Source organism: Dyadobacter sp. 3J3, assembly GCF_009801115.1.
In the GTDB taxonomy this organism is placed as follows: Bacteria; Bacteroidota; Bacteroidia; order Cytophagales; family Spirosomataceae; genus Dyadobacter.
The window spans coordinates 830,969-852,580 of record NZ_VTOL01000001.1 but is presented as its reverse complement, the minus strand read 5'-3'; the positions used below and the strand labels follow the sequence as shown (position 1 = coordinate 852,580).

Below are 21,612 nucleotides of genomic sequence, written 5' to 3'. Positions count from 1 at the left end.
TAGCGGAAAAACATATTTAACGGTGCGAATTATTTCAGCTTTCTGAGGTAATAATCCTCTCCTTTAACAGCGAGGCCACGGTATTTTGCTGAGATGGTATCACTTCCTAATCTAAAATCGGTTGGTAATGCCTTAATTTTGCTGGTATCATTTACGACACTTCTGTCATAAAATAAGTAGTCCGCATCCTTTGGAATAGGTTGTAAACCTTTTTCAAAAGGATTAATTGAAATTAACCTGCGGCTTAATTTTGCCCCGTATAATGGATATTCAAAATCATCATTGATCGTAGCCAATGCCACTACTGCATCCTGAGGGACAATAGAATCATACGTTTCATAAGCTTTCGTAATATCAGGACGGGCAAATGTCTGGTATTTGATACGATCCATTTTCAATGCAGATTCAGCTCCGTAAGCAGGAAATGGCAGACTCCGAATATTAAGAAATACGGCCATAATCGCAGAAGTACAAGCTAGAACAACAACGATCAACACATAACCTTTCCAGATTCTGCGTCGTGGTTTTATAATGGATAGGCGATGATTTGAAAAAAGAAGAAGCAGAAATAATACGCCGAACAAACCGGGTTCTATAAAATATCTTCCTTTAAACGGATCATAAACTGCGGAATAGGAAATCGCGATAAAATCAAGAATAAATGCCAGCGCCAGAAACCAGTGAACTCTGGATGAAAATATTCTTAAAAATACCAGAACCAACAAAGGCAAAATTAGAGCGAAACCAAAAACGCCCCAGTAAGGATTGGCATTGTAATTATCAAAATGTCGCTGGAATGAAAAAGGAACAATGGCATAAGTCGTTTCTTCATCCAAACGTAAATGCATTTTATCCTCCAGCACCACAATCGGTTTACGGATTTGAGTATTCAAATCATATCCCCACTGCGCATTCCGTATTCCATCCAGGTTAAAAAATTCATAACTGTAACGGAAAACATTTCTTGTACCTTGTTTTAAAAGATTTCTTACTGTTCCAAAGCGTTCAACGGACTGATGTTTCAATGCCGTTGGCGGCCCGATCGGATGTCCGAAAACCTGCATATTTTTTATATATCCGGTTGGCAAAGTATAAATCAGGACAGCCAGAAATATAGCAATCGCCAGTTTTATAAACCTGTCAAAGAATATTTTTAGGTTTGGGGAAATGAAAACCGCATAGATCATTAACACAAAAACAGACGGCAACAGGAAGGCAAACGTGATTTTATGCCCGAATACGATACCGAATGCCATACCCGCCAGATATAGATAACGGTTGTCGCGCGTACTGTAAAATGTAAAAATGAAATACATCAGACAGCTCAAATAGGCCGTTAAAACGATATCCGTTTCGGTAGTAACCGCCTGCATCAGGAAATTCAGGAACATGCTGTAAGCCAGCGCGCAGAAAAAACTTGCCGAAAGATTTCTGCCAATTCTTTGTGCTATCCCGAAAACAGAAATAAGCGTGACCCAGAATGCAAGATGGTGAATGAGCTTGAAAGCGTTTTCAACTTTCCCGGTAATCAGGTAAGAATAAATCTGAATTGTGGTGACACTTTTTGGATAGGTATCCATATTCCAGTTTGTACCACCGAAATGTTCCATGGTTCCGCGTTGAATATAGCGAACGGCCCGGTTAAGGTGTCCGGTCATACTATCCCATTCGTTTGGAACCGTAAAAAGTACCAATATCAGATTTGTGATCCCAATGATGGTTAGCGTACCGAACATCATCACGAAAATAAATTTCAGATACGGAGACAATTCTCTGGCCCACAATTTAAAAGTGCTGAACCGGTTGCTGATAATAGCACGTACGGAAAATATGGGTTTGCCGGGAAGAAGCTTTGACCAAAGCGCAAAATGCAGGCCGATGGCAATGAAATTACCTGCTATCCAGGCAGGAACATTTGCTGTAAGATCCAATGCTGAAAGCACAAACCCGGTTGGGATTATGCTTCCGACAAAAAGGATAAATGATGTGATGAGCCATTCGGTCAGTGATGGTTGTGCTATTTTCTTTGAAGTATAACCAACACTATATATAAACAGAAAAAAAGAAAGCAGATAAAGAATAGCCATGAGACTATGGAGATATGTGATCATTGATAATTTTACTGATTCGCTCTACGTCCGGAAGAGGGAGGCCGACATAAAGCGGCAAACTTAGCACTCTTTCGGACATATCCTCCGAAACCGGGCAAGGTATATATTTTGGCATAAAGGCCAAAGTATTCAACGATGGGTAAAAGTATCTTCTTGGTATTATGTCCTCAGCAGCTAATGCCGCCTGTACTTTTCTTAGTACTTGTTCCGATGGAAAAACAACAGGATAGTAAGCATAGTTGTATTCAATATCCTTACTTATTTTCGGTTTTGACAAAACATCCCAGTTTATAAAACTGTCGTACCAGTCAAAAATTTCTTTTCTGGCTGCAATAATATCCGGCACATTGGGCAAATTACACAAACCCATGGCGGCATGGAATTCTGAATTTTTACCGTTTATTCCAGCGAAATAATATTCCTCGTCACCTTTATGTCCAAAAGCCCGAAGTAGATGTAATTCCTTATCAAGTTCAGGATGATTTGAAATTAATGCGCCGCCTTCAATCGTATGAAAAACTTTTGTAGCATGGAAACTGCATGTACTCAAATCACCATAAGAAAAAAGAGAACGATCTTTGTAGGTTACACCAAAGGCATGCGCTCCGTCGTAAATTACTTTAAGGTTATGCTTTTTGGCAATGGCTTCAATTTTTTCTACATCACATGGATTTCCATATACGTGCGTTGCCAGTATAGCAGAAGTTTCTGGTGTGATCGCAGCTTCAATTAAATCCGGATTGATATTGAAAGTTTCCGGATCGATGTCCACAAAAACAGGTGAACAGTTTTCCCAAAGAATAACATTGGAAGTGGCAACATAGGAAAAAGGTGTGGTAATCACTTCTCCCTTTATTCCCAAGGCTTTCATGGCAATTTGAAGCACAACTGTGCCATTGCCACAAAAATAGAGATAATCTACGTTGAGATATTCTTTCAGTTTGGCTTCAAGTTCCTGAACCAACGGACCGTTGTTGGTCAGGTATCCGCGGTCCCAAATCCCACGAACGTATTTAATGTACTGCTCCTGATCTGGTAAATATGCCTTAGTGACGTTAATCATTCACTATATGTTCAGTTTGACGAATAGAAAAATTAAGATTCGGGCGAATGTACCCAGGCCATTTGCCATACCAGGTTACGTTTTCACGGTAATCTTCTATGTCAAAAATCAGCGCTTCTTCCATGTTGTAAAGTACGGTACTTGTATCTTTTACTATCATCATGGAAACTACGTAGGAACCATCATTCAAAAAGTGACCAGGAATTTCGCAGGTACCTGTTACTAATCCTTTACCAAATTGTTGTGATGCTGTTCCCACGTTAAATATACATTCACCGGTGAAGGTGTAAAGGTGCATACTTAAATTCAGATTAGCACCTTCTTCCATATTCCAAAATTCAAATTGGAAATTCATCGGCGTGCGCACATCGATGTGCATCAGGTTGTCCTGGTATTCCGCCAGCAGCCTGAAACTTTTTATACGCACCTGATCATTCCCAGGAGCGTTGTTTACATCATCCCAATGGCGTTCTAATGTTTTGTGGGAAACTTTACTCAGATAATTGGTTACAATATGTGTTGTTTCGCCTTGGTCAATCAGTTTTCCTTTTTCAAAGTAAAAAGACTTATTACAAAGCGCCTGAATTGCCGTAAGGTTGTGACTAACGAATAAAAGTGTTCTGCCACTTTCAGAAACGTCACGCATTTTACCAAGACATTTTTTCTGGAATTCAGTATCACCAACGGCTAGTACTTCATCTACGATCAAAATTTCGGGATTTAAATGTGCAGCAATGGCAAATCCCAAACGCACGTACATGCCTGAAGAATATCGTTTTACCGGAGTATCCAGGAATTTTTCAACACCCGCAAAATCAACAATCGCATCAAAAGATTGTTTGATCTCACTTTTTGCCATGCCAAGAATAGCACCGTTCAGATAGATATTTTCGCGGCCGGTAAGTTCAGGGTGAAAGCCTGTACCTACTTCCAGTAAACTTGCAACGCGGCCATCAATCGTGATTTGACCGGTACTAGGTTCTGTGATACGGCTAAGAATTTTGAGCAATGTAGATTTCCCTGCTCCGTTATGACCAACAATCCCAATCCGGTCGCCCTGATCGATTGTGAAATTTACATCTTTGAGTGCCCAGAATTCTTCTTTTTCATCAAAGTGAGACTGACTTTTCTTTTTTGATGAAAACATTTTATCAAACGATTCGCTGAAAATGTCACGAAAGGTTGATGGACCACTGCTTTTTTGCTTGTGGTCGATAATATATTTTTTGCTGATATTTTCAGCTGTGATTACAGACATGGCCAAAAGTAACAGGTTCTAAATATGATCTACGAAAGTATTTTCCTTTTTACGGAAGTAAATTAAGGATAATATCAGAATAACAACCGAAATTATTGCAGTGGAGTACACGCTATTAGGATTAAAATAAGCTTTGTTACCTAAAAGGCACCATTTGAAACCATCAATAATCCCAACCATCGGGTTTAAATTATAGTATTTCTCATACCATGTACCTTGTGCAAGCCTGCTGCTGTAAGCAATAGGACAAACATAGAATCCAACCTGAACGATGAATGGAATTAATTGTCCGATATCTCTGAAACGCACATTTAAAACCGCAAAGAACAGGCCGAAACCCATTGATGTAATAAAGGCCAGTAACAAAAATGCTGGCAGATAAATAATATTCCAGCTAAGTGGGTGATGGAAAAATACCGTCAGAATCAGGAAAATTCCGAGTGTTATCAGAAAATCAACAAATCCGACAGCCACCGAACTAAGGGGCATCAGCAGCCTTGGGAAATATACTTTGGAAACCAGATTGGAATTAATAAGTATGCTGTTACTAATCTGGGAAAATGTGTTGGCGAAAAAAGTCCAGATTGTGATACCGCACAAAACCATTAAAGGATATGGTATTCCTTCATCACCTTTTAATTTTGCTACATAACTAAAAACAAAGACCATAACGGTCATTGTCATAATGGGGCGTAAAACACTCCATGCCACTCCTAAAAGTGTTTGTTTATAGCGAACTGATATATCTCTTTTGGAGAGGATTAGTAGCAATTGTTTATTTCTCCATAAATCTTTCCAGTAATCCTTTTCCGATCCTCCGGCTTTAATAGTAGTCGTATGCTGCATTATTTATGCTTTAGGCAATGGTGTGGTATCCTCAACAATGGCGCTGTAAATGCTTTTAACATATACATAAATCAAAGCAAGCATCAGGCCAACCAATGCTCCGATTTTTGCTCTTTTTTTACTTTCTGATTTAAGATCCAAGGGAACTTTAACATCTTCAATCATGGTGAAAAGTGGTGCTTCTCTAACAAGAGATACACGCATTTTTTCTGCATTACCCATTGCTTCGTAATAAAGCTGTTGTAAGAAACTGGTGTTTCTTTCCAGTTTATTTACCGAAATTTTGGCTTCCGGAACGATCAGCTGTGTGCTGTAATCCATTTCTTTTGCCAGCTTATGTTCGGTTTTGCCCAGCATAATAGCTAGTGAATCCGCCCTTCTTTGTAGCAATGTTAATGTATTACGGGATTTTTTTGTCTGTTTTTCTGTGTAAACCTCCTCAACTGTTTTTAGAAGGGTCTTTGCCCATAAAGCTGCTAAAGTCTCATTCTGAATGGTTGCTGTCAGTGCAATAAATGACGATTTGCGCTCTAATGTTGCGATATCAGTAAGTGATTTTAACTTTATAACAAGCTGATTTAACACAACCCGTTCATCCATACTTAAAGAATCTGGATTTGTTTTACTAAACCTGAAATTATGAAATGTTGGTAAATCCTTCCATTCTTCATCCTTAATTCCACTGGAATCAATTACAAAGTTTGCCAGAATCATGGGTTTGCCACTTACAACAACATTTTTCAAGAGTGCTCTTTCGATAACAGGACGGGATTCAACAAAATAGAAAAAGTTTTCTCCTGTAAAAATATTGGCATCCGTTGCTGAACTCATGCCAAAAAGCGCGCCAAGGTTTCCCATATCGCTGCCTGGGGAGCTACCTCCCATGTTAAACACGATGGTCGCTTCGTAGGAATTTGGTTTTATAAGATATACATCCATAGCATATCCAATTCCAAACCCCAGCAATATCAGTAGCAAAAATGCTTTCCAGCTTTTAAGAAGAGCATTCTTTGCTGCAACAACCTTTAATATAACTTCCCTCGGTGTAATTTGTTCCTCAGAAACTTGATTAGTCATATTCGACATTCTATTGTGATTACTTTAAAGTACGGAAGGCAAGAATAGTTACAATTAATGTCATTACAGAACTCAATACACCAATAGTTGTTTGAATCGCCTGTTGCGGAGTTAGTGAAGGAGCTCCGCGCGATGGAACAAAAATTTCAGATCCTGGCTGAACTTTTGGATATACATTGAAGAACATGAATTTTCTTGTTCTGTCTACCGATCCGTTTGGATATTTGATGTAAGAGCTTTTACGTAAAGATCTTGTGGTAAATCCTCCTGAATGTGAAATGTAATCCGCAAATGATAAGCCTTTTCCGTATTTTACTGTGGTAGGATAAAGAACTTCTCCTGTAACCTGTACCGTTTCCAGTCTTTTAGGTATACGTATAATATCGCCTTCCTGAACAACCAGATCCTCAAATGAACCAGGATTTTTCATGATAATACTCAATTTAATTCCGATAGATTCTTCTTTAACACCTGGAAGAGCTGTTGCTGCTTTACCTTTTTTAATACTAAGCTGACTTGCCTCTTCCTGCTCGTAATCCGTAGCCTGACTTACATTTTGTACAAAAGTTCTTCTCAATAAAGTAGCGCCTTCAGGGAATGCAAGTTCGGTTAACCCGCCTGATCTTTTGATGATATCACTTATTTTATCGTTTTTATTGACAATAGTATAAGAGCCTGGTACAAGAACTTCACCTTCAAGGAAAACAGACTGCTGCTCTACATAGTTAGGTGATTTTCTTACAATAACCTGGTCGAAAGGAAGAAGGACAAAGTTAGTTTCTTTGTTGCCTATAGAAAGATCGCGGTTCACATTGAATTTAAATGTCTCTGCAATTTGAGCATTGGCTGCTCCGGGAATGCTGTTTCTTTTTCTTCTGATCACTTCTACTTCCGTAGTGAAAGCAGATTCTTTGAAACCACCGGCTTTTACAAGTACATCTTCAAGTGTCATGTTGGCAACATAAGGATATTTTCCATCGTTGTCACCAAATTTTGGATTATTAACTTCTCCCTCAACCGTTACGATAGCTGACTGTGCCATATCAAATTTGGAAGGAATTACAATCTGGTCTAGACGGGTCAGTACCAGATCAGGCACAGTTCCATTCAAGACATCGCCAAGGTTCAGCTGTATACTTTCGATAGTCAGATCCGGTCTTGTTCTTAATACTGATATTCTTCCTGTAAAGGCATCTTCTCTCAAACCTTGTGCACTTTCAATTAAAGTCTTTAATGTAGGACTTGTATCAAGAGAGAAATTTCCGGCACGCATCACAGCACCTTCAATGGTGACAATATTTTCAACACGGTCAAGAACCGTTTCTACATCTATTAAATCACCGGTAACAACGTCGGCCGTTGCAAACTGATCCTGAGGAACATCTACGATTTTTCTTTCTTTGGCAGTAATACGCTCAATTTTGACACGTGACTGGTAAGCCTGGTCTGTAAAACCACCTGCATATTTAATTACATCGGCCAGTTTTTCTTCCGGCTTCAATTCATAAATACCAGGTCTTTTCATTTCGCCTGTAACTTCCACTCTCTTTTTATAAAAACCAACAACTATATTATCATTGTCCTGAACACGAATATCCCCATCAATTTTTCCATTTACGAGGTAATCGTAAATATCCATATGAGAAATGACTTTCCCTGCACGAACTACGCGAACATCACGGAAAGAACCAATTTCGTTTGGCCCACCAGCCTGATAAAGCGCATTAAATGCAGAAGCCAGAGAAGTAATGGTGTAAGTTCCAGGATTGATAACTTCACCTGTCACAAATACTTTTACATTTCGTATCTCTCCAAGCGTTACCATTAATTTGGTTTTGGCGGTCTCTCCGTTTTCACCAATCAGGCCGGGTGTAAATTTGGAAAATTTATCAATTAATATTTTTCTGACTTCTTCAATTGTTCTTCCGTTTACATAAATATTTCCCAGACGTACAATGGTAATGAAACCATCTCTGCTTACAATGGTCTTATAAGTAGCTTCCGCGTAGTTGTAAAGGTAAATATTAAGATTGTCTCCTGGGCCAACTACATAATTGGTTGGCGTTGCAATTTGCAAATCGGGAATCGGATCAAATTTTTTATCGGCGAAAATAGAATAACCGTAAATTTTTTCCCGTAGAGCCAATTTTTCCTGTTCTGCCGGAGTCAAAGTTCCGGAAGTTGATGTATTGATTTTACTTTGATCCGTGGCTGCATCTTTTGGAGCATTGGGATCTGTATTCGCTGCCGCTTTCCCTTTTTCAGTAGATTGTGGATCAGTCGCTTTTGGCGTATTCGGTTGCTGATTTGAATTTCCCGGCTGATTTCCCTGTTGAGATCCTTGGGGAGCATTACCTGATGGCTGGCCACTTTGTGTGTTTCCTGCTCCGGTTGATGTTGGCGCAGTCGTCGGCGCAGATGGCGCTACAACTTGTGCTAAAGCAGGTAATGAGATGATCAGGCTTAATAGATATGGTAATAGAAATTTACAATTTTTAGCCAACTTGAATGTGTTCATATGAAGTTTATTGTACTATGAAATGCAACCGGTTCATTAATAATATATAATTGTACTGTTATTTTTGCGCCTAAATTAGACCTAAATTAGATTTCGGATTTCTATTATTAAGACAAAGTAAATTAGATTTTTCTTATTTTTAAAGAATTTCTAGTATTCGGTTTGAAACTAGCACACTAGCAAAGGTACAATAGGGTAACGATAAATGACCCAAATTATTAAAATACAATATTAAAATCATAAATATCCAAACTAGAGTATTCGTAGATTATGGAAAATACTGTCAGCATACAATACGACGAGGATAGCATTAAGTCACTGGATTGGAAAGAGCATATCCGCCTGCGGCCGGGGATGTATATCGGGAAGTTGGGTGATGGTTCCTCGATTGATGATGGTATATATGTTCTTGTAAAAGAAATCGTAGATAATTCCATTGATGAACACATGATGGGAAATGGAAAAACCATCGAGATCAAAATTTCGGAGCACCGAGTGGAGGTGCGGGATTACGGGAGAGGTATCCCTTTGGGAAAAGTGGTGGACTGCGTTTCAAAAATTAACACGGGTGGAAAATATGATTCCGGTGCCTTTCAAAAATCTGTGGGATTGAATGGAGTAGGTACCAAAGCGGTAAACGCACTTTCCAATTATTTCAAAGTACAGTCTTTCCGTGAGGGGAAATCCAAAATTGCCGAATTTCAGCAAGGGGTTTTGTTAAAAGAATCCAAAGAGGAAACCACAAATCAGCGTAACGGAACTCACATTGCGTTTGAACCAGACGGGCTGATATTTAAAAATTTCAGATATATTCCGCAATATCTGGACAATATGATCTGGAATTATTGTTATCTGAACGCCGGGCTTACGGTGAGTTTTAATGGGCAAAAATATATTTCACACAATGGTTTGCTGGACCTTCTGGTTAGTAAATCCGATGCAGAAGCAATCCGTTATCCGATTATCCATTTGAAAGGTGAGGATATTGATTTTGCGATGACGCATGGAAATCAATATGGTGAAGAATACTATTCATTTGTAAATGGCCAGTATACAACCCAGGGAGGTACGCATTTGGCGGCTTTCCGGGAAGCAGTGGTAAAAGCAGTTCGTGAACATTTTGGTAAGGATTATGCGCCGGAAGATATTCGTTCTTCGATTATTGCAGCCGTTGCGATAAGGGTTCAGGAGCCGGTTTTTGAATCTCAGACAAAAACAAAACTTGGATCAAATACCATTACACCGGATCCGAACAGTACTACGATCAGGACATTTGTCAACGATTTTGTTAAGGAAAGGCTTGACAATTATCTGCACATGAATCCCGAATCGAGGGATGCTCTGAAAAAACGTATTGAGCAGTCGGAAAGGGAACGTAAAGAATTGGCGGGAATTAAAAAACTTGCTAATGACCGTGCGAAAAAAGCAAATTTGCATAACAAGAAACTTCGTGATTGCAGAGTTCATTTGACGGATCTTAAAAGTGATCTGCGTCAGGAAAGTACCTTATTTATTACAGAAGGAGATTCAGCAAGTGGATCGATTACAAAATCCAGAAATATCCAGACACAGGCTGTTTTTAGTTTGCGGGGAAAACCTTTGAATTGTTTTGGTCTGAATAAAAAAATCGTGTATGAAAATGAAGAGTTCAACCTTCTTCAACACGCGCTGGATATTGAAAACGGTGTCGAAAATTTGCGGTTTGCACGTATTGTCATTGCTACGGACGCTGACGTTGACGGGATGCACATCCGCTTACTGTTAATGACTTTTTTCCTGCAATTTTTTCCTGATCTGGTTCGAAATGGACACCTTTACGTGTTGGAAACGCCGTTGTTCCGTGTTCGGAATAAGAAGGAAACATTTTATTGCTATAATGACGACGAAAAAAAGGCGGCTATTGCCAAATTGGGTAGCAAACCAGAGATCACGCGTTTTAAAGGTTTAGGAGAAATTTCACCTGAAGAGTTTGGTAAGTTTATCGGTGAAGATATGCATCTGGAACCTATTATTCTTCAAAAGGAAACTTCGATCCAAAAGTTGCTAACCTACTATATGGGTAAAAACACACCGGAACGCCAACGATTTATTATTGATAATCTGAAAATCGAAAATAATATTGAAGAGTTGGCCATTGTGAGTTAACCTGTTCCGATTACGATACTGATACTGTTTAATAAATTAGATTATTTGTGGATTTACAACAATTAAGAGAGCGGATTGATACACTGGACGACCAGCTGCTGAACATTCTTAACGAACGAATGGAACTGGTGAAAAGTGTCGGAGATTTAAAACGCTCTTCAAAATCAATGATTTACCGTCCGGAGCGTGAAAAACAGATTTTGGACCGTCTTGAGATGAGAAATACAGGACTTCTGACACGTTCGGCAATTGACGCAATCTTTTTCGAAATTTTTGCTGTATCCAGAAATCTTGAATTGCCGGAAAGGATTTCTTATCTGGGGCCAGAGGGAAGTTTTACACACCAGGCAGCCGAAAGCCGTTTTGGCGGAATGAGTGAATATCTTGTGTTGCCTACGATTCATTCAGTTTTTGAAAGTGTAGAAACAGGCCGGGCCAAATTTGGTGTAGTGCCTATTGAAAATAACCAGGAAGGAATTGTTGTTGAAACTGCTGATTTTTTAAGAGAAAAAGCACTTACAATTGTTGCCGAAGTTTTATTGCAGGTCCATTTTACTTTTGCCACGCAGTCGGATTCTTTAAAAGATATCAAACGTATCTATTCAAAAGATATCGCGTTCCGTCAATGCGGGAAATTTATTGGTGAATATCTTGAAGGACTTGGCGTTGAACTGATCCCGGTTGAGTCAACCTCAAAAGCGGCAAGGTTAGCTGCAAACGAGCCTGATTCGGCCGCTATTTGCTCATCAATTTCAGCACATATTTTCGGCGTGCCGATTTTCTTTGACAACATAGAAGACAGCGATCAAAACCGCACACGCTTTTTGATTCTGTCAAAAGATGTATTGAACGATAAAAGTGGAGATGATAAAACTACGATTATTGCAAATCTTCCAAATACAAACCGTCCGGGTGTTTTGTACGAATTTTTGAAAGATTTTAATGACAGAGGAATCAACCTTACAAAAATAGAAAGTCGTCCGCTTCGGGGAGAATCTGTTTTCCGTAATTGGTTTCTTGTAGAATTTTTAGGTCACGTCAATGATCCGGGCGTTCAGGAAATCATGCACAAATATGGAACGCATCTGAAATGGCTTGGAAGTTATGTAAGAGTTTCAGATTTATAATATTGAAATGATTGAGCCGGAATTTGTAAGAAATTCCGGCTCAATCATTTTATTTTTTCAAAGTACCGCGGTATAGCGCAGGCCAATTTCCGTAAAGTGAAATCGTGGTTTTTTCTCCGTCAGGTAATTTTACTGTAAGTTTTTTAGTAGCGGTAGGAGGCTGGAAGCTATCTACACCCAGTACTACAATTTTATTTCCTTTTACAATTGCAGAAATAAAAGGTTCTTTTTTATCTGCTACCAACGCTGCCTGGCCTTTTTTTGGCTCGTGCCAGATTCCATTTATTTCATAGGCCAAATCTTGATTTGTCCCGCCAACGAGAACATCTTCAACCTGTTTTGCCATCCAGTTTCCCAGGACGTAGAATTCTGTGGGATAATCCCAATAGCGGGGAGCTTCTCCATCAGGAACTGTTCTGTTGAAAACGGAAATATTGGTTTTCGCATCAGCCGGATACCATTCCTTTCCCCAATCCGATGATTCCGGCGTAATTCGGTAGGAATTTGCGCCTCTGCCTGCCGGCTGGCTATCATGCCAAATGTAATAACCATCGAAAAGAATAAGTGAAAAAAGCGACATACTCAATGCCTGGCTCGCAGGCATCATTTCGAGCTGACCAAAAACAAGTTCTCCTTTTGGATTGGAAGTTTCTAAATGCCAGGGCACAACCGGATCTTTATAGAGTGGCATATAACGGTTCCAGGCGTAAAATATCGATTTATTTTTCTTTTGAAACGGAATCAGTTCATTGATACGCAGGGCGTGAATGGCAGAAAGTAAAGCGAAATTGTTAGGTGTATTTCCCTGCTCATCTACCCCAAAAGAAGGCCGTGGGTACACATCCGTGGGCGAAACATTGAATACATTTTGAAAACTGTCGCCATTTGGCAAAGCATCATAGTTGGTATGATTGGGAGCAGGATTGTCATAATCTTTCAAAAACGCACCCGGCTTTTTATCATTCAGTGTATTGAAATGCGGATTGGTGTAAGCACTTCCTCCCCAATAATCGAACAGATTTATGTTTGGGTTATTTTTTCTGATCCGTTCCGCAAACCAGATTAGGCGCTGTTTTACTTCCGGATTATAGACCTGGTTCCAGAATTCAAAATCGAAAGCATAAGCTCCGAAACCTGTAATATTATTTCCTGATTTCTCTACTTCTTCCCTTGATAAACTTGCAAACCAATCCTGATTTTTATCCTGAAAAAGACCAGGAGACGCAGTCCAGTGCATTTTATCCGTAGGGATATTTTTTTCCCACGCGGGTAAATGTGTGATACCCCGGTTGAAATAATTTTGCGCAGGTACCCAGTTGTTGAGCCTGTATTGCATTACCAGCTTTCCTTCAATGGGTTTGAATTCAGGAAAATCGGTGTCAAAGTGCACGTTAATATCCTTTTTTGGTGCGTACCATGCAGGAATATCTATGCGCGTGAGCGTGGACTCTTCTTTTGTTGCAACACCATTTGGACTGATCCAGATATTTTGCTGACGTACGCTGCGGTTTTTCAGACTGTTCCACCAATCGTTATAGGGTGCATCAATCCATTTGGCAGTAACATTGTAAAGATATCCGGGTTTAACTTCCACGCCGTTTTCGAGTCCGCTTACCACAATATTATCAATCATGACAACATGCGTGCGGCCATCCTGAAAATTGGCAAAATCTTTGAGGTAAATGCGGTTATTTTTGACAACCGGACGGACATCAAGCCAGGTGTCCTTACTGCCTTGTCGTACCCATTTTGACTCGTCAAGAATCTGGGTTATTAAAGAAGCGTTGTAATCAAATTCTGCCGTTGTCTCACATCCAGGCTGTCCAAGACTGCTTACCTTTATTGAAGTTTTTCCACCATTCAAAGTAAGATTGGTCAACGTAAGCCACAGACCCAGACGATGCGGTACTTTTTCAAAACGTTGTACTTTTCCATTCTGGACAATTTCAACATTGTATGGCGCAAGTCCTCCCGCGTTGGCGGCAAGTTCAAACTGCATTTCTTTTCCAATTTGCCGGTAGCGACGCACGGTTAGATCACAGGCATTAGAAGCAGAATCGATCGTGATGGCGACAGGCAGCTCGTTTGGGATTTCTACAAAAACTTTTCCTTCTGATGGCCCATACCTTTGCCAGGCCCAGATACCCGCTCCCGAAAAAACCAGGAGTAGTGTACTGATCCAAATAATTACTGATTTTGACAAAATATTTTTTTTATGCAAAGCTGAAAATTAACTGTGAACGGCTAAATATAGGCTACCACCAACGGTAAAACAAACCAATGGAAGTATTGAGAGATGAAATTCCGGTGGTAAGATAGTCGTATTTAAAAGATGTTGCCGCGTATTTGACCCGCACATCCGCGCCAAAAGAGCCGTCTTTTTTAAACAGAAATTTGGAACCAACGCCAACGCCATAAGTCGGACGGATTTTCTGTTTCTGATCGGCCAGGCTTCCGTAATAAACGGTATAATCAAGAATACTGCCTCCGGCGCTTAGCTGGACGTAAGGCTGGATGGATGAATTTTTTGGCAACAAGTGATAGTTCACAAATGCCTGGATTGGATATTGAGATACAGTTCGGGTTTGAACAGCAGAAATTGTCTGGTCTCCTGACATGTAAAGTGCTCTTGGTAATCTTTGTTTGAAATAAGAATATCCAATCTCACCGCCGACAGAAAAAGAATTTTGTAAAACCCATTCCAGTGAAATCGAATAATTTTCAAAGGATGTTTTATCAATGTAATCATTTTTGAAAGATCCAATCGGTATAGCACTCGTTAAACGTGCAGTTACGAGATAAGTGGTGTAACGCTCATAAGGAGAGGCTAATGTATATAATTTCGGTGCCTGTTCCTGAGCCAAAGCAGGTACAAAACCAGCTAAAAGAAACGCAGCAATGACTAATTTTTTCATTTTGAAATAATGTTTTTAAATTATTTATTTCCCGATCAATAAAATCAGAAAGCAATAAAACTGGTCTAGTTGATTTTCAGATAGGTTGACTGGCCGAAAATGGAATCCATCATCTGGCTGAAATAATCCGTATTAGCTAAACCGGAACCGCGAATTTGCGCATTCCATACCACATTTAAAGTCTTGGTTGTGGCATTTGCATTTTTTAGGTCAAGCATGGAAACGGACCAATAGCTTTCGCTGGTTTCGTAATAAGAATAATAACTTGGATAGCCGTAGCCATAACCTCCATAATACCCACCGTAATAGGATGAATAGGGAGTAGAAGTTACATTAAGATACGTATTTGTAATTCGGGCAACGGTAAGGTCAACATCAGGTTTGCTGCTGGCAGCTACATAGGTGTAGCCCTGGCTTTGCATTTTTGATATAATGCTGGATAACATTTGTTTGTCAAGATCAGTCAGCGCGGTACCAGATCTTTCGTCTTGGACAACGATGACAGAATCGGCAATACTAAAAGTTTTGAATTGTTTAAAATCTATACTTTTATCATGATTTGTAATAAAAACCTGAGAATCCAGATCAGTTAAATCGTTGATCGGATCCTTGGTGCAGGATGTCAGCCAGATTGCGGCAAAAATGATTAAAAATGAAGCTTTTTTTAGCATGATGATATTTTCTGTTTTTACTTTTTAATAACGAATTTTAAAAATGATCATTTTACTTTTCCGTATTTAACACATTTATTTTTTCTTTTTATTTATGCGATACGTTTTATTATGACCATGCGGAATAGATTTTGGTTGTAATGATTTCAATAAAATAACAATGTTGAATAAATTTATTTCGGTGGAATTGTGTAGTTTGGAACATTGAAATTAGTGCCGCCGAACTTTATTTGATTTTGTCCCGTTCGTTGTTTTATTTTAGTATTAATAAAAATTTGTCACGCAAGCTGAAATGTAATTTCGAGATTCGAACCAATTATATATGGAAACAAAAGAAGAGATTTTAAGGATCATAGATGTACTCAACGATACTTATGAAAGTGAGGAAGCCTGGTACGGCCCGTCCGTAGTTGAGGCATTACGGGATGTGACGCCAAAAATGGCTGAGTTACGACTAAGCTCAAATACACATTCCATTGCAGAAATTGTATATCACATGACTACCTGGAGAATATTTGCCGTCCGCAAAATTCAGGGTGATGAAGAATTTGATATAAAAACGCTGGACAAGGACTGGAAAAAGTTTCCTGTTGTAGACGAATTTGAATGGGAAGCTATTCAAATGGAATTAAGCTTGTCACAGGAAGAGCTTATTTCAGAGCTTGAAAAATTAGAAAATGATAGTTTTCTAGAAGATTTTGTGCCTGGAAGAGATTATTCTTACTACACAATGATACACGGCGTAATCCAGCATGATGTGTATCATGCCGGCCAGATAGGTCTGATCAAGAAGGCTTTGAAGGGAATGCAACTGGAAGAAGAAGATGATTTCGGAGCATTTGATGACAAAGCGAATTTTGGTGGCAGTGACGATTATTATTGATCTGACTTATATAAAATTTTGCATTTCTTATAAACTTTGCGATAAATACTAAGAAAATGTTATATTTTGCATAATAATTGAAGGAAGTATTCTATGAATACAATCTCTTTAATGGTGTGGATATATGTCAAAAAGCCATTCGGTTCATCGAGTGGCTTTTTTTATGAAATGTCTGAAATCTGTGCCACATTTGATAGATTTTTCAGAATAACCCTAAGCGTATGAAAATATTAGTTGTAGAAGATGAGCCGAAACTGGCTGGATTTTTAAAACGCGGTCTTGAAGAACAGTCTTGGGAAGTAGAACTCGCCTATGATGGTCAGGTCGGAAAGAAAATGGCTTCCAATTACAGATTTGATGTCATTATTCTGGACGTTAACCTGCCATTGCTCAATGGCTACGATTTGGCTAAACAACTTAGGAATGACGGATTGACCACGCCAATTTTGTTTCTAACGGCACTTGGCACGATTGATGACAAACTGGATGGTTTTGAAGCAGGTGGTGATGATTATCTGGTAAAACCTTTTGAATTCCGGGAACTGATTGCCCGTATCAAAGTTTTATCACAAAGAAACAGCAACCGTGAGCAATCCAGCCAGATATTGAAACTTGCTGATCTGGAATTGAATCTTGACGAAAAAGTGGCCAGAAGAGCCGGTAACCGGATCGATCTGACAGCCAAAGAATTTGCCTTGCTGGAATATCTGATGCGAAACCGGGGAAGGGTAGTATCAAGGGTTGATATTGCAGAACAGGTATGGGATATTCGTTTTGATACAGGTACGAATGTAATTGACGTTTATATCAATTTTTTACGCAAAAAGGTAGATAAAGATTACACGACAAAACTGATTCATACGGTGGTTGGGATGGGTTATATTTTTAAGGAAGAATGAACATAAAAACCCGGCTTACTTTACTATTTACCATGTTGGTTGGTTCCATCATGGCGCTTTTCTGTTTGTCGATTTACTTTTTTTATGATCAGTACCGGGAAAAACAGTTTTATTCATTCCTGAATGAACGTGGACAAACAATTGCGCAGTTGGTGGAGGCTAGTAAAGGAATAAGTAAGGCGGACATTGACAAAATTGAGAAAGAAAATAACACCGTATTGCTCGATGAAGAAATAACGATTTATGACGGTGGGGATTCTGTGATTTTTAATAGTGGTTCTTTTGAGTTTGTTCTTACACATCAAATGCTGACGGATGCCCGGAGCGGCAAGGAGATTCACACCAAACATGCTAAAAAAGAAGTAATAGTTATCAGGCATATTTTGCAGGACCACCGCAAGCCCTGGGTGGTGGTGGCTATTGCAAATGACCATCTTGGTTCAAGTCAATTACAGCGCTTGCGCGAGATTTTGGTTATTGGATGGCTACTTTCGCTCATTTTGGTAGCTGTGGCTGGTTGGCAATTTGCTACGGATGCGATAAAACCTGTATCCGATATTATCGCTCAGGTAAATAATATTTCCGCAGGAAACCTCCATGATAAAGTTACAGTTGGCCGCGAAAAGGACGAGCTGGCATTGCTCGCACAAACGTTCAATCTTATGCTGAACCGGCTGGAAATCGCATTTGTAGCCCAGAAGAATTTCGTTTCACATGCTTCCCATGAATTGCGCACACCGCTTGCGTTAATTATGAGCGAAGTGGAAGTCGCCCTCATGAAGGCCCGGAACGGGGATTATTATGAGGAAGCTTTAAAAGGAATTCTGGAAGAGGTAAAGGAAATGAATGAACTCGTTAGCAGATTGCTTGAACTGGCAAGGACGGAGGAACATGCATTTCGGGTTACTTTTTCGAAAATCAGGATTGATGAAGTTTTGTGGCAGGCGCAAGCTTCTATCCAGCAAAAAAATTCGGGCTATAAGGTTCATATCAATTATGACCAGATTCCGGAAAATGAAGAGGAATTATTAAGATATGGCGATGAAAGCCTTTTGAGAACTGCATTTATGAATCTGATGGATAATGCATGTAAATATTCTGATAATCATAGCGTTAATGTATTTCTTGAAATAGATAAAGACCTTATTAAAATCTCCTTCAAGGATGTCGGCATGGGTATTGCAGCTTCTGAATTACCTTATGTATTTGATACTTTTTACCGCAGTGCCACTACGATGAGCAAGGCCGGTTATGGTATTGGATTAGCGCTTACAAAACGCATTATCACAATGCAGGGCGCAAGTATCGATGTGGAGTCCAAAGTTGGCCTTGGAAGTACCTTTACATTGAAATTCCCGCCTTTCTGAAAAATCTCTTTCTTTTTAATTCGTTTTTAATTTTGCATTAATCTGACTTTAACAAGGTCTGAGGTCATTTGTATCATAAAATCGCGGTCGAAGATTTTATGATAGGACTGGTTTTCAATTGTATAAGTTTTCATATCGCCGTTTTTAGGAAGGTATTTACTTGGCAATAAATGGTCCGGCCGCAGGGTTTATTGTCAAAAGTGAAATGGGTGTTGGTGATATTAATTGTTTGATAAATAAGTAAATAATAAAATTGCCAAAAGGAAGTAATTGAGATTTTAAAGTGTCTTAATTGATCCGGAGCAATGAAAATATAACCCGTTCCATATTGACTTGGAAATGGAAAAATGAAATTGATAGAAATAACTATCGACGCTGTTCAATGAGTTATTGGCAGCATGTAAGATTCAACGCTTAACTGTAATAAGTTAAATTGAGAGGTGAGTAGTAAGACAAAAAATGGCCATCGGGTTTCGATGGCCATTTTTTTACGTTTTGTTTGAAAATATAAATTGGTTTTTTTCGTGTTTTCCGTAGGTTTCGGTTCCGTGCGTCGGTGGTTCCGTGGTTCCGTGGTTCCGTGGGTTGAAACCCACGGCTACAATGTCGGCCATGCCTACGGCATTGGTTATATCAATCTAAAATTTATTTAGGAAAAATAACATAGGTATGACCGATTTGATCGCCGTGGGATTTATCCCGTGGGATAGTTATTTCTGTTCTTCAATCATCAGTCCTGGCAAAGATTCCGGATATTCATCACGAATAAATTCAATTATTTTTTCACGAACCAGACAACGCAGATCGAAAGCCTGTGAAGAATTTCGGGCAGACATAATAGCACGAACAACCATGAATTGTGCCTGTGTATCTGTCACCTGTAAAGCCCAGGATTTCCCATCCCAAAGAGGCGTATTTAACAGAATTTGTTCCAATTTTTCGCGTAACTTTTCAACGGGCGTGTGATAATTTAAATTGAAAAATGCTGTACCAATTAAGGTGCTGTCATTTCTTGTCCAATTTTGAAAAGGTTTTTCGATGAAATAAGTTATCGGTAAAACCATCCGGCGCAGATCCCAGATATTAACAACGACATAAGTCAGATTTATTTCTTCAATTCGTCCCCATTCGCCTTCGACAATCACAACATCATCAATTTTGATAGGCTGGGTAAAGGCGATTTGAATACCCGCTAACAGATTACCAAGCGATTTTTGCGCTGCAAAACCGATGATCACACTGACAATACCTGCTGATGTTAGTATCCCGACACCATATTGACGAACGCTGTCAAAACTCAACAATAAGATTGAAACACCAAAAATAATTGTCAGAATGATTATCATCCGCTTTACAAATTTGATTTTAGTGTAAAGCTTTCTTGCATCGTTATTATTCGGAGTGTCAAAATCAAGTTTATCAATCAGGATTTTTTCAACGATAATAACAATACGCGTCATCAACCAGGTACTTACCGCAATCAGTGCTATTTTGCTGATTCCATGCGTAAATTCATAGGGAGGATGTGATTCTGAGTAGGTTTTTGTTATTAATGTGATGATCAGTAACGGAATGAAAAAATACAGAACGCTGGTTTGATTCTGATGAATTGCCCGAATGACTGGCCATTCCTTTTTTCTTGCGGTAATCGCAATTGTTTTGATGACAATCAAACTAATGACCAGGCCAATGATCATGGCCAGTAAAATAATTAGCCAGGGAGAATTTTTGTAATCAAGTAATGCCAGAAAGTTATTCATTGTTTATTGTTCTGTGAGCCGCGCCACGATCATCCCTGTATGTTTAGGAACGGATGCCACGTATTCTGCTAAGGGAAGACTGGATAACATTACTTTTTTTCCTGCCAGCGATGCATGCATTAAGTATGCGCGGTTTCCGATTTTTGTAATAATACCCATGTGGTTACAATCAAGTCCTTCCACAGAGGAGGTGAAAGCAACAATATCTCCATCGCGCAGCATAGGTTCTGTTTTTTGAAGATGCGCTTTTGGAATGTAAGAATACTCTCTGCTGTTAATAATATTTTCCTGTTCCTTAATTTTCTCCCAAACCTCCGTATTATCCAGTGCCGGATAAAAATTAGCGTGGGTTGACATAAAATTAATTTCCTTTTTATAAGGTATACCACCCACTTTGGATGTTATATCTTCCAGTCGGCCGCGTTTTTCATTTTCATACATCCAGTCCAAAACGTAATGTAATCTTGAAGGATAGCCGTCTATAACGCCATCCCGGTACCTGATTTTTGTAAGTTCAGTTTTATAGCCATCATAACTCAGGTTTTCACTTTTCGCAATAGCCAGTGCTATTGAACTCTCAACAAGCGTGGTACAATCCAGTCCATCGAATTTGCAGACAAGCTTTTCAGTCGGATTTCCTTCCAATGTGCTTGCGACGTACGGCGTACCCAGAAAAGATTCTGCCATGCGTAAAACCTGTGTTCCCAAATCACCGTTACCGGGAAGCTCCATTTTTTGGGTAAAAACTTTCTGTGTGGCTAATTGCGCCTGTGATGCTGATGAGAAAAATATTAGTAATGAAAATGTGAATAATTGTAAAATCTTAATTCTTATTTTCATTGCAGGTAATAATTTACCGCTGTTCATAACGTGATAATCTTTAAGGAGAAATTATTTTTAACAATAAAGTGAATTTTGAAGAGTATCTACATCACTCACTTCACTAAAACTGCTATTTAAAACAAATTTATG

At 39.2% G+C, this 21,612-nt stretch carries 16 protein-coding genes; 5 read left to right on the top strand and 11 right to left on the bottom strand.

What is annotated here, in order from left to right:
- Positions 1-29: 29 nt before the first annotated feature.
- The 6 genes from FZF08_RS03635 to FZF08_RS03610 are packed head-to-tail and all read right to left on the bottom strand — an operon-like array spanning position 30 to position 8,873.
- Entirely contained in the window at positions 30-2,087 is a 2,058-nt protein-coding gene (locus tag FZF08_RS03635) for a glycosyltransferase family 39 protein (RefSeq protein WP_159467330.1), read from the bottom strand.
- Between the two features lie 4 nt (positions 2,088-2,091).
- Positions 2,092-3,174, bottom strand: a complete 1,083-nt coding sequence (locus tag FZF08_RS03630; RefSeq protein ID WP_159467234.1) for a DegT/DnrJ/EryC1/StrS aminotransferase family protein — start codon at positions 3,172-3,174, stop codon at positions 2,092-2,094.
- The gene (locus FZF08_RS03625; RefSeq protein ID WP_159467233.1) at positions 3,167-4,432 is read right to left on the bottom strand and encodes an ABC transporter ATP-binding protein; all 1,266 of its coding nucleotides are present in this window, start codon (positions 4,430-4,432) and stop codon (positions 3,167-3,169) included. Before FZF08_RS03625 ends, FZF08_RS03630 begins: the two co-directional genes overlap by 8 nt.
- An 18-nt stretch (positions 4,433-4,450) precedes the next feature.
- Positions 4,451-5,278 carry an ABC transporter permease gene (locus FZF08_RS03620; protein WP_159467232.1) on the bottom strand — a complete coding sequence of 276 codons (828 nt, stop codon included), beginning with the start codon at positions 5,276-5,278 and terminating at the stop codon, positions 4,451-4,453.
- 3 nt (positions 5,279-5,281) lie between these two features.
- Positions 5,282-6,355, bottom strand: coding sequence for a hypothetical protein (locus FZF08_RS03615; RefSeq protein WP_229216400.1), 1,074 nt, complete (start codon positions 6,353-6,355; stop codon positions 5,282-5,284).
- Positions 6,356-6,374: 19 nt separating this feature from the next.
- Positions 6,375-8,873, bottom strand: coding sequence for an SLBB domain-containing protein (locus FZF08_RS03610; RefSeq protein ID WP_159467230.1), 2,499 nt, complete (start codon positions 8,871-8,873; stop codon positions 6,375-6,377).
- Positions 8,874-9,143: 270 nt separating this feature from the next.
- Between FZF08_RS03610 and FZF08_RS03605 the strand changes: the two genes are divergently transcribed.
- Together FZF08_RS03605 and pheA are read left to right on the top strand one after the other, a co-directional pair.
- Positions 9,144-11,018, top strand: coding sequence for a DNA topoisomerase IV subunit B (locus tag FZF08_RS03605; RefSeq protein ID WP_159467229.1), 1,875 nt, complete (start codon positions 9,144-9,146; stop codon positions 11,016-11,018).
- Between the two features lie 47 nt (positions 11,019-11,065).
- Entirely contained in the window at positions 11,066-12,145 is a 1,080-nt protein-coding gene (pheA, locus tag FZF08_RS03600; RefSeq protein WP_159467228.1) for a prephenate dehydratase, read from the top strand.
- Positions 12,146-12,194: 49 nt separating this feature from the next.
- Here pheA and FZF08_RS03595 read toward each other — a convergent pair whose 3' ends face one another.
- The 3 genes from FZF08_RS03595 to FZF08_RS03585 all read right to left on the bottom strand — a co-directional run bounded on the left by FZF08_RS03595 (position 12,195) and on the right by FZF08_RS03585 (position 15,731).
- Positions 12,195-14,348, bottom strand: a complete 2,154-nt coding sequence (locus FZF08_RS03595; protein WP_159467227.1) for a hypothetical protein — start codon at positions 14,346-14,348, stop codon at positions 12,195-12,197.
- A gap of 52 nt (positions 14,349-14,400) precedes the next feature.
- Complete coding sequence (locus tag FZF08_RS03590) at positions 14,401-15,060, bottom strand: hypothetical protein (RefSeq protein WP_159467226.1); 660 nt, start codon at positions 15,058-15,060, stop codon at positions 14,401-14,403.
- A 65-nt stretch (positions 15,061-15,125) separates the two neighbouring features.
- Complete coding sequence (locus tag FZF08_RS03585) at positions 15,126-15,731, bottom strand: DUF4136 domain-containing protein (protein ID WP_159467225.1); 606 nt, start codon at positions 15,729-15,731, stop codon at positions 15,126-15,128.
- A gap of 322 nt (positions 15,732-16,053) precedes the next feature.
- On the opposite strand from FZF08_RS03585, the gene FZF08_RS03580 reads away from it, so the two are divergent.
- The 3 genes from FZF08_RS03580 to FZF08_RS03570 all read left to right on the top strand — a co-directional run bounded on the left by FZF08_RS03580 (position 16,054) and on the right by FZF08_RS03570 (position 18,880).
- Complete coding sequence (locus FZF08_RS03580) at positions 16,054-16,614, top strand: DinB family protein (RefSeq protein WP_159467224.1); 561 nt, start codon at positions 16,054-16,056, stop codon at positions 16,612-16,614.
- Positions 16,615-16,835: 221 nt separating this feature from the next.
- The gene (locus tag FZF08_RS03575; RefSeq protein ID WP_159467223.1) at positions 16,836-17,513 is read left to right on the top strand and encodes a response regulator transcription factor; all 678 of its coding nucleotides are present in this window, start codon (positions 16,836-16,838) and stop codon (positions 17,511-17,513) included.
- Positions 17,510-18,880, top strand: coding sequence for a cell wall metabolism sensor histidine kinase WalK (locus FZF08_RS03570; protein WP_159467222.1), 1,371 nt, complete (start codon positions 17,510-17,512; stop codon positions 18,878-18,880). Before FZF08_RS03575 ends, FZF08_RS03570 begins: the two co-directional genes overlap by 4 nt.
- Positions 18,881-19,590: 710 nt before the next feature.
- Here FZF08_RS03570 and FZF08_RS03565 read toward each other — a convergent pair.
- Both FZF08_RS03565 and FZF08_RS03560 read right to left on the bottom strand, forming a co-directional pair.
- Positions 19,591-20,640 (bottom strand): mechanosensitive ion channel family protein, encoded by a 1,050-nt coding sequence (locus FZF08_RS03565; RefSeq protein ID WP_159467221.1) that lies wholly within the window; start codon positions 20,638-20,640, stop codon positions 19,591-19,593.
- A 3-nt stretch (positions 20,641-20,643) separates the two neighbouring features.
- On the bottom strand, positions 20,644-21,480 hold the full coding sequence (locus tag FZF08_RS03560; RefSeq protein WP_159467220.1) for an N-acetylmuramoyl-L-alanine amidase-like domain-containing protein: 837 nt from the start codon (positions 21,478-21,480) through the stop codon (positions 20,644-20,646).
- Between the last annotated feature and the right edge of the window lie 132 nt (positions 21,481-21,612).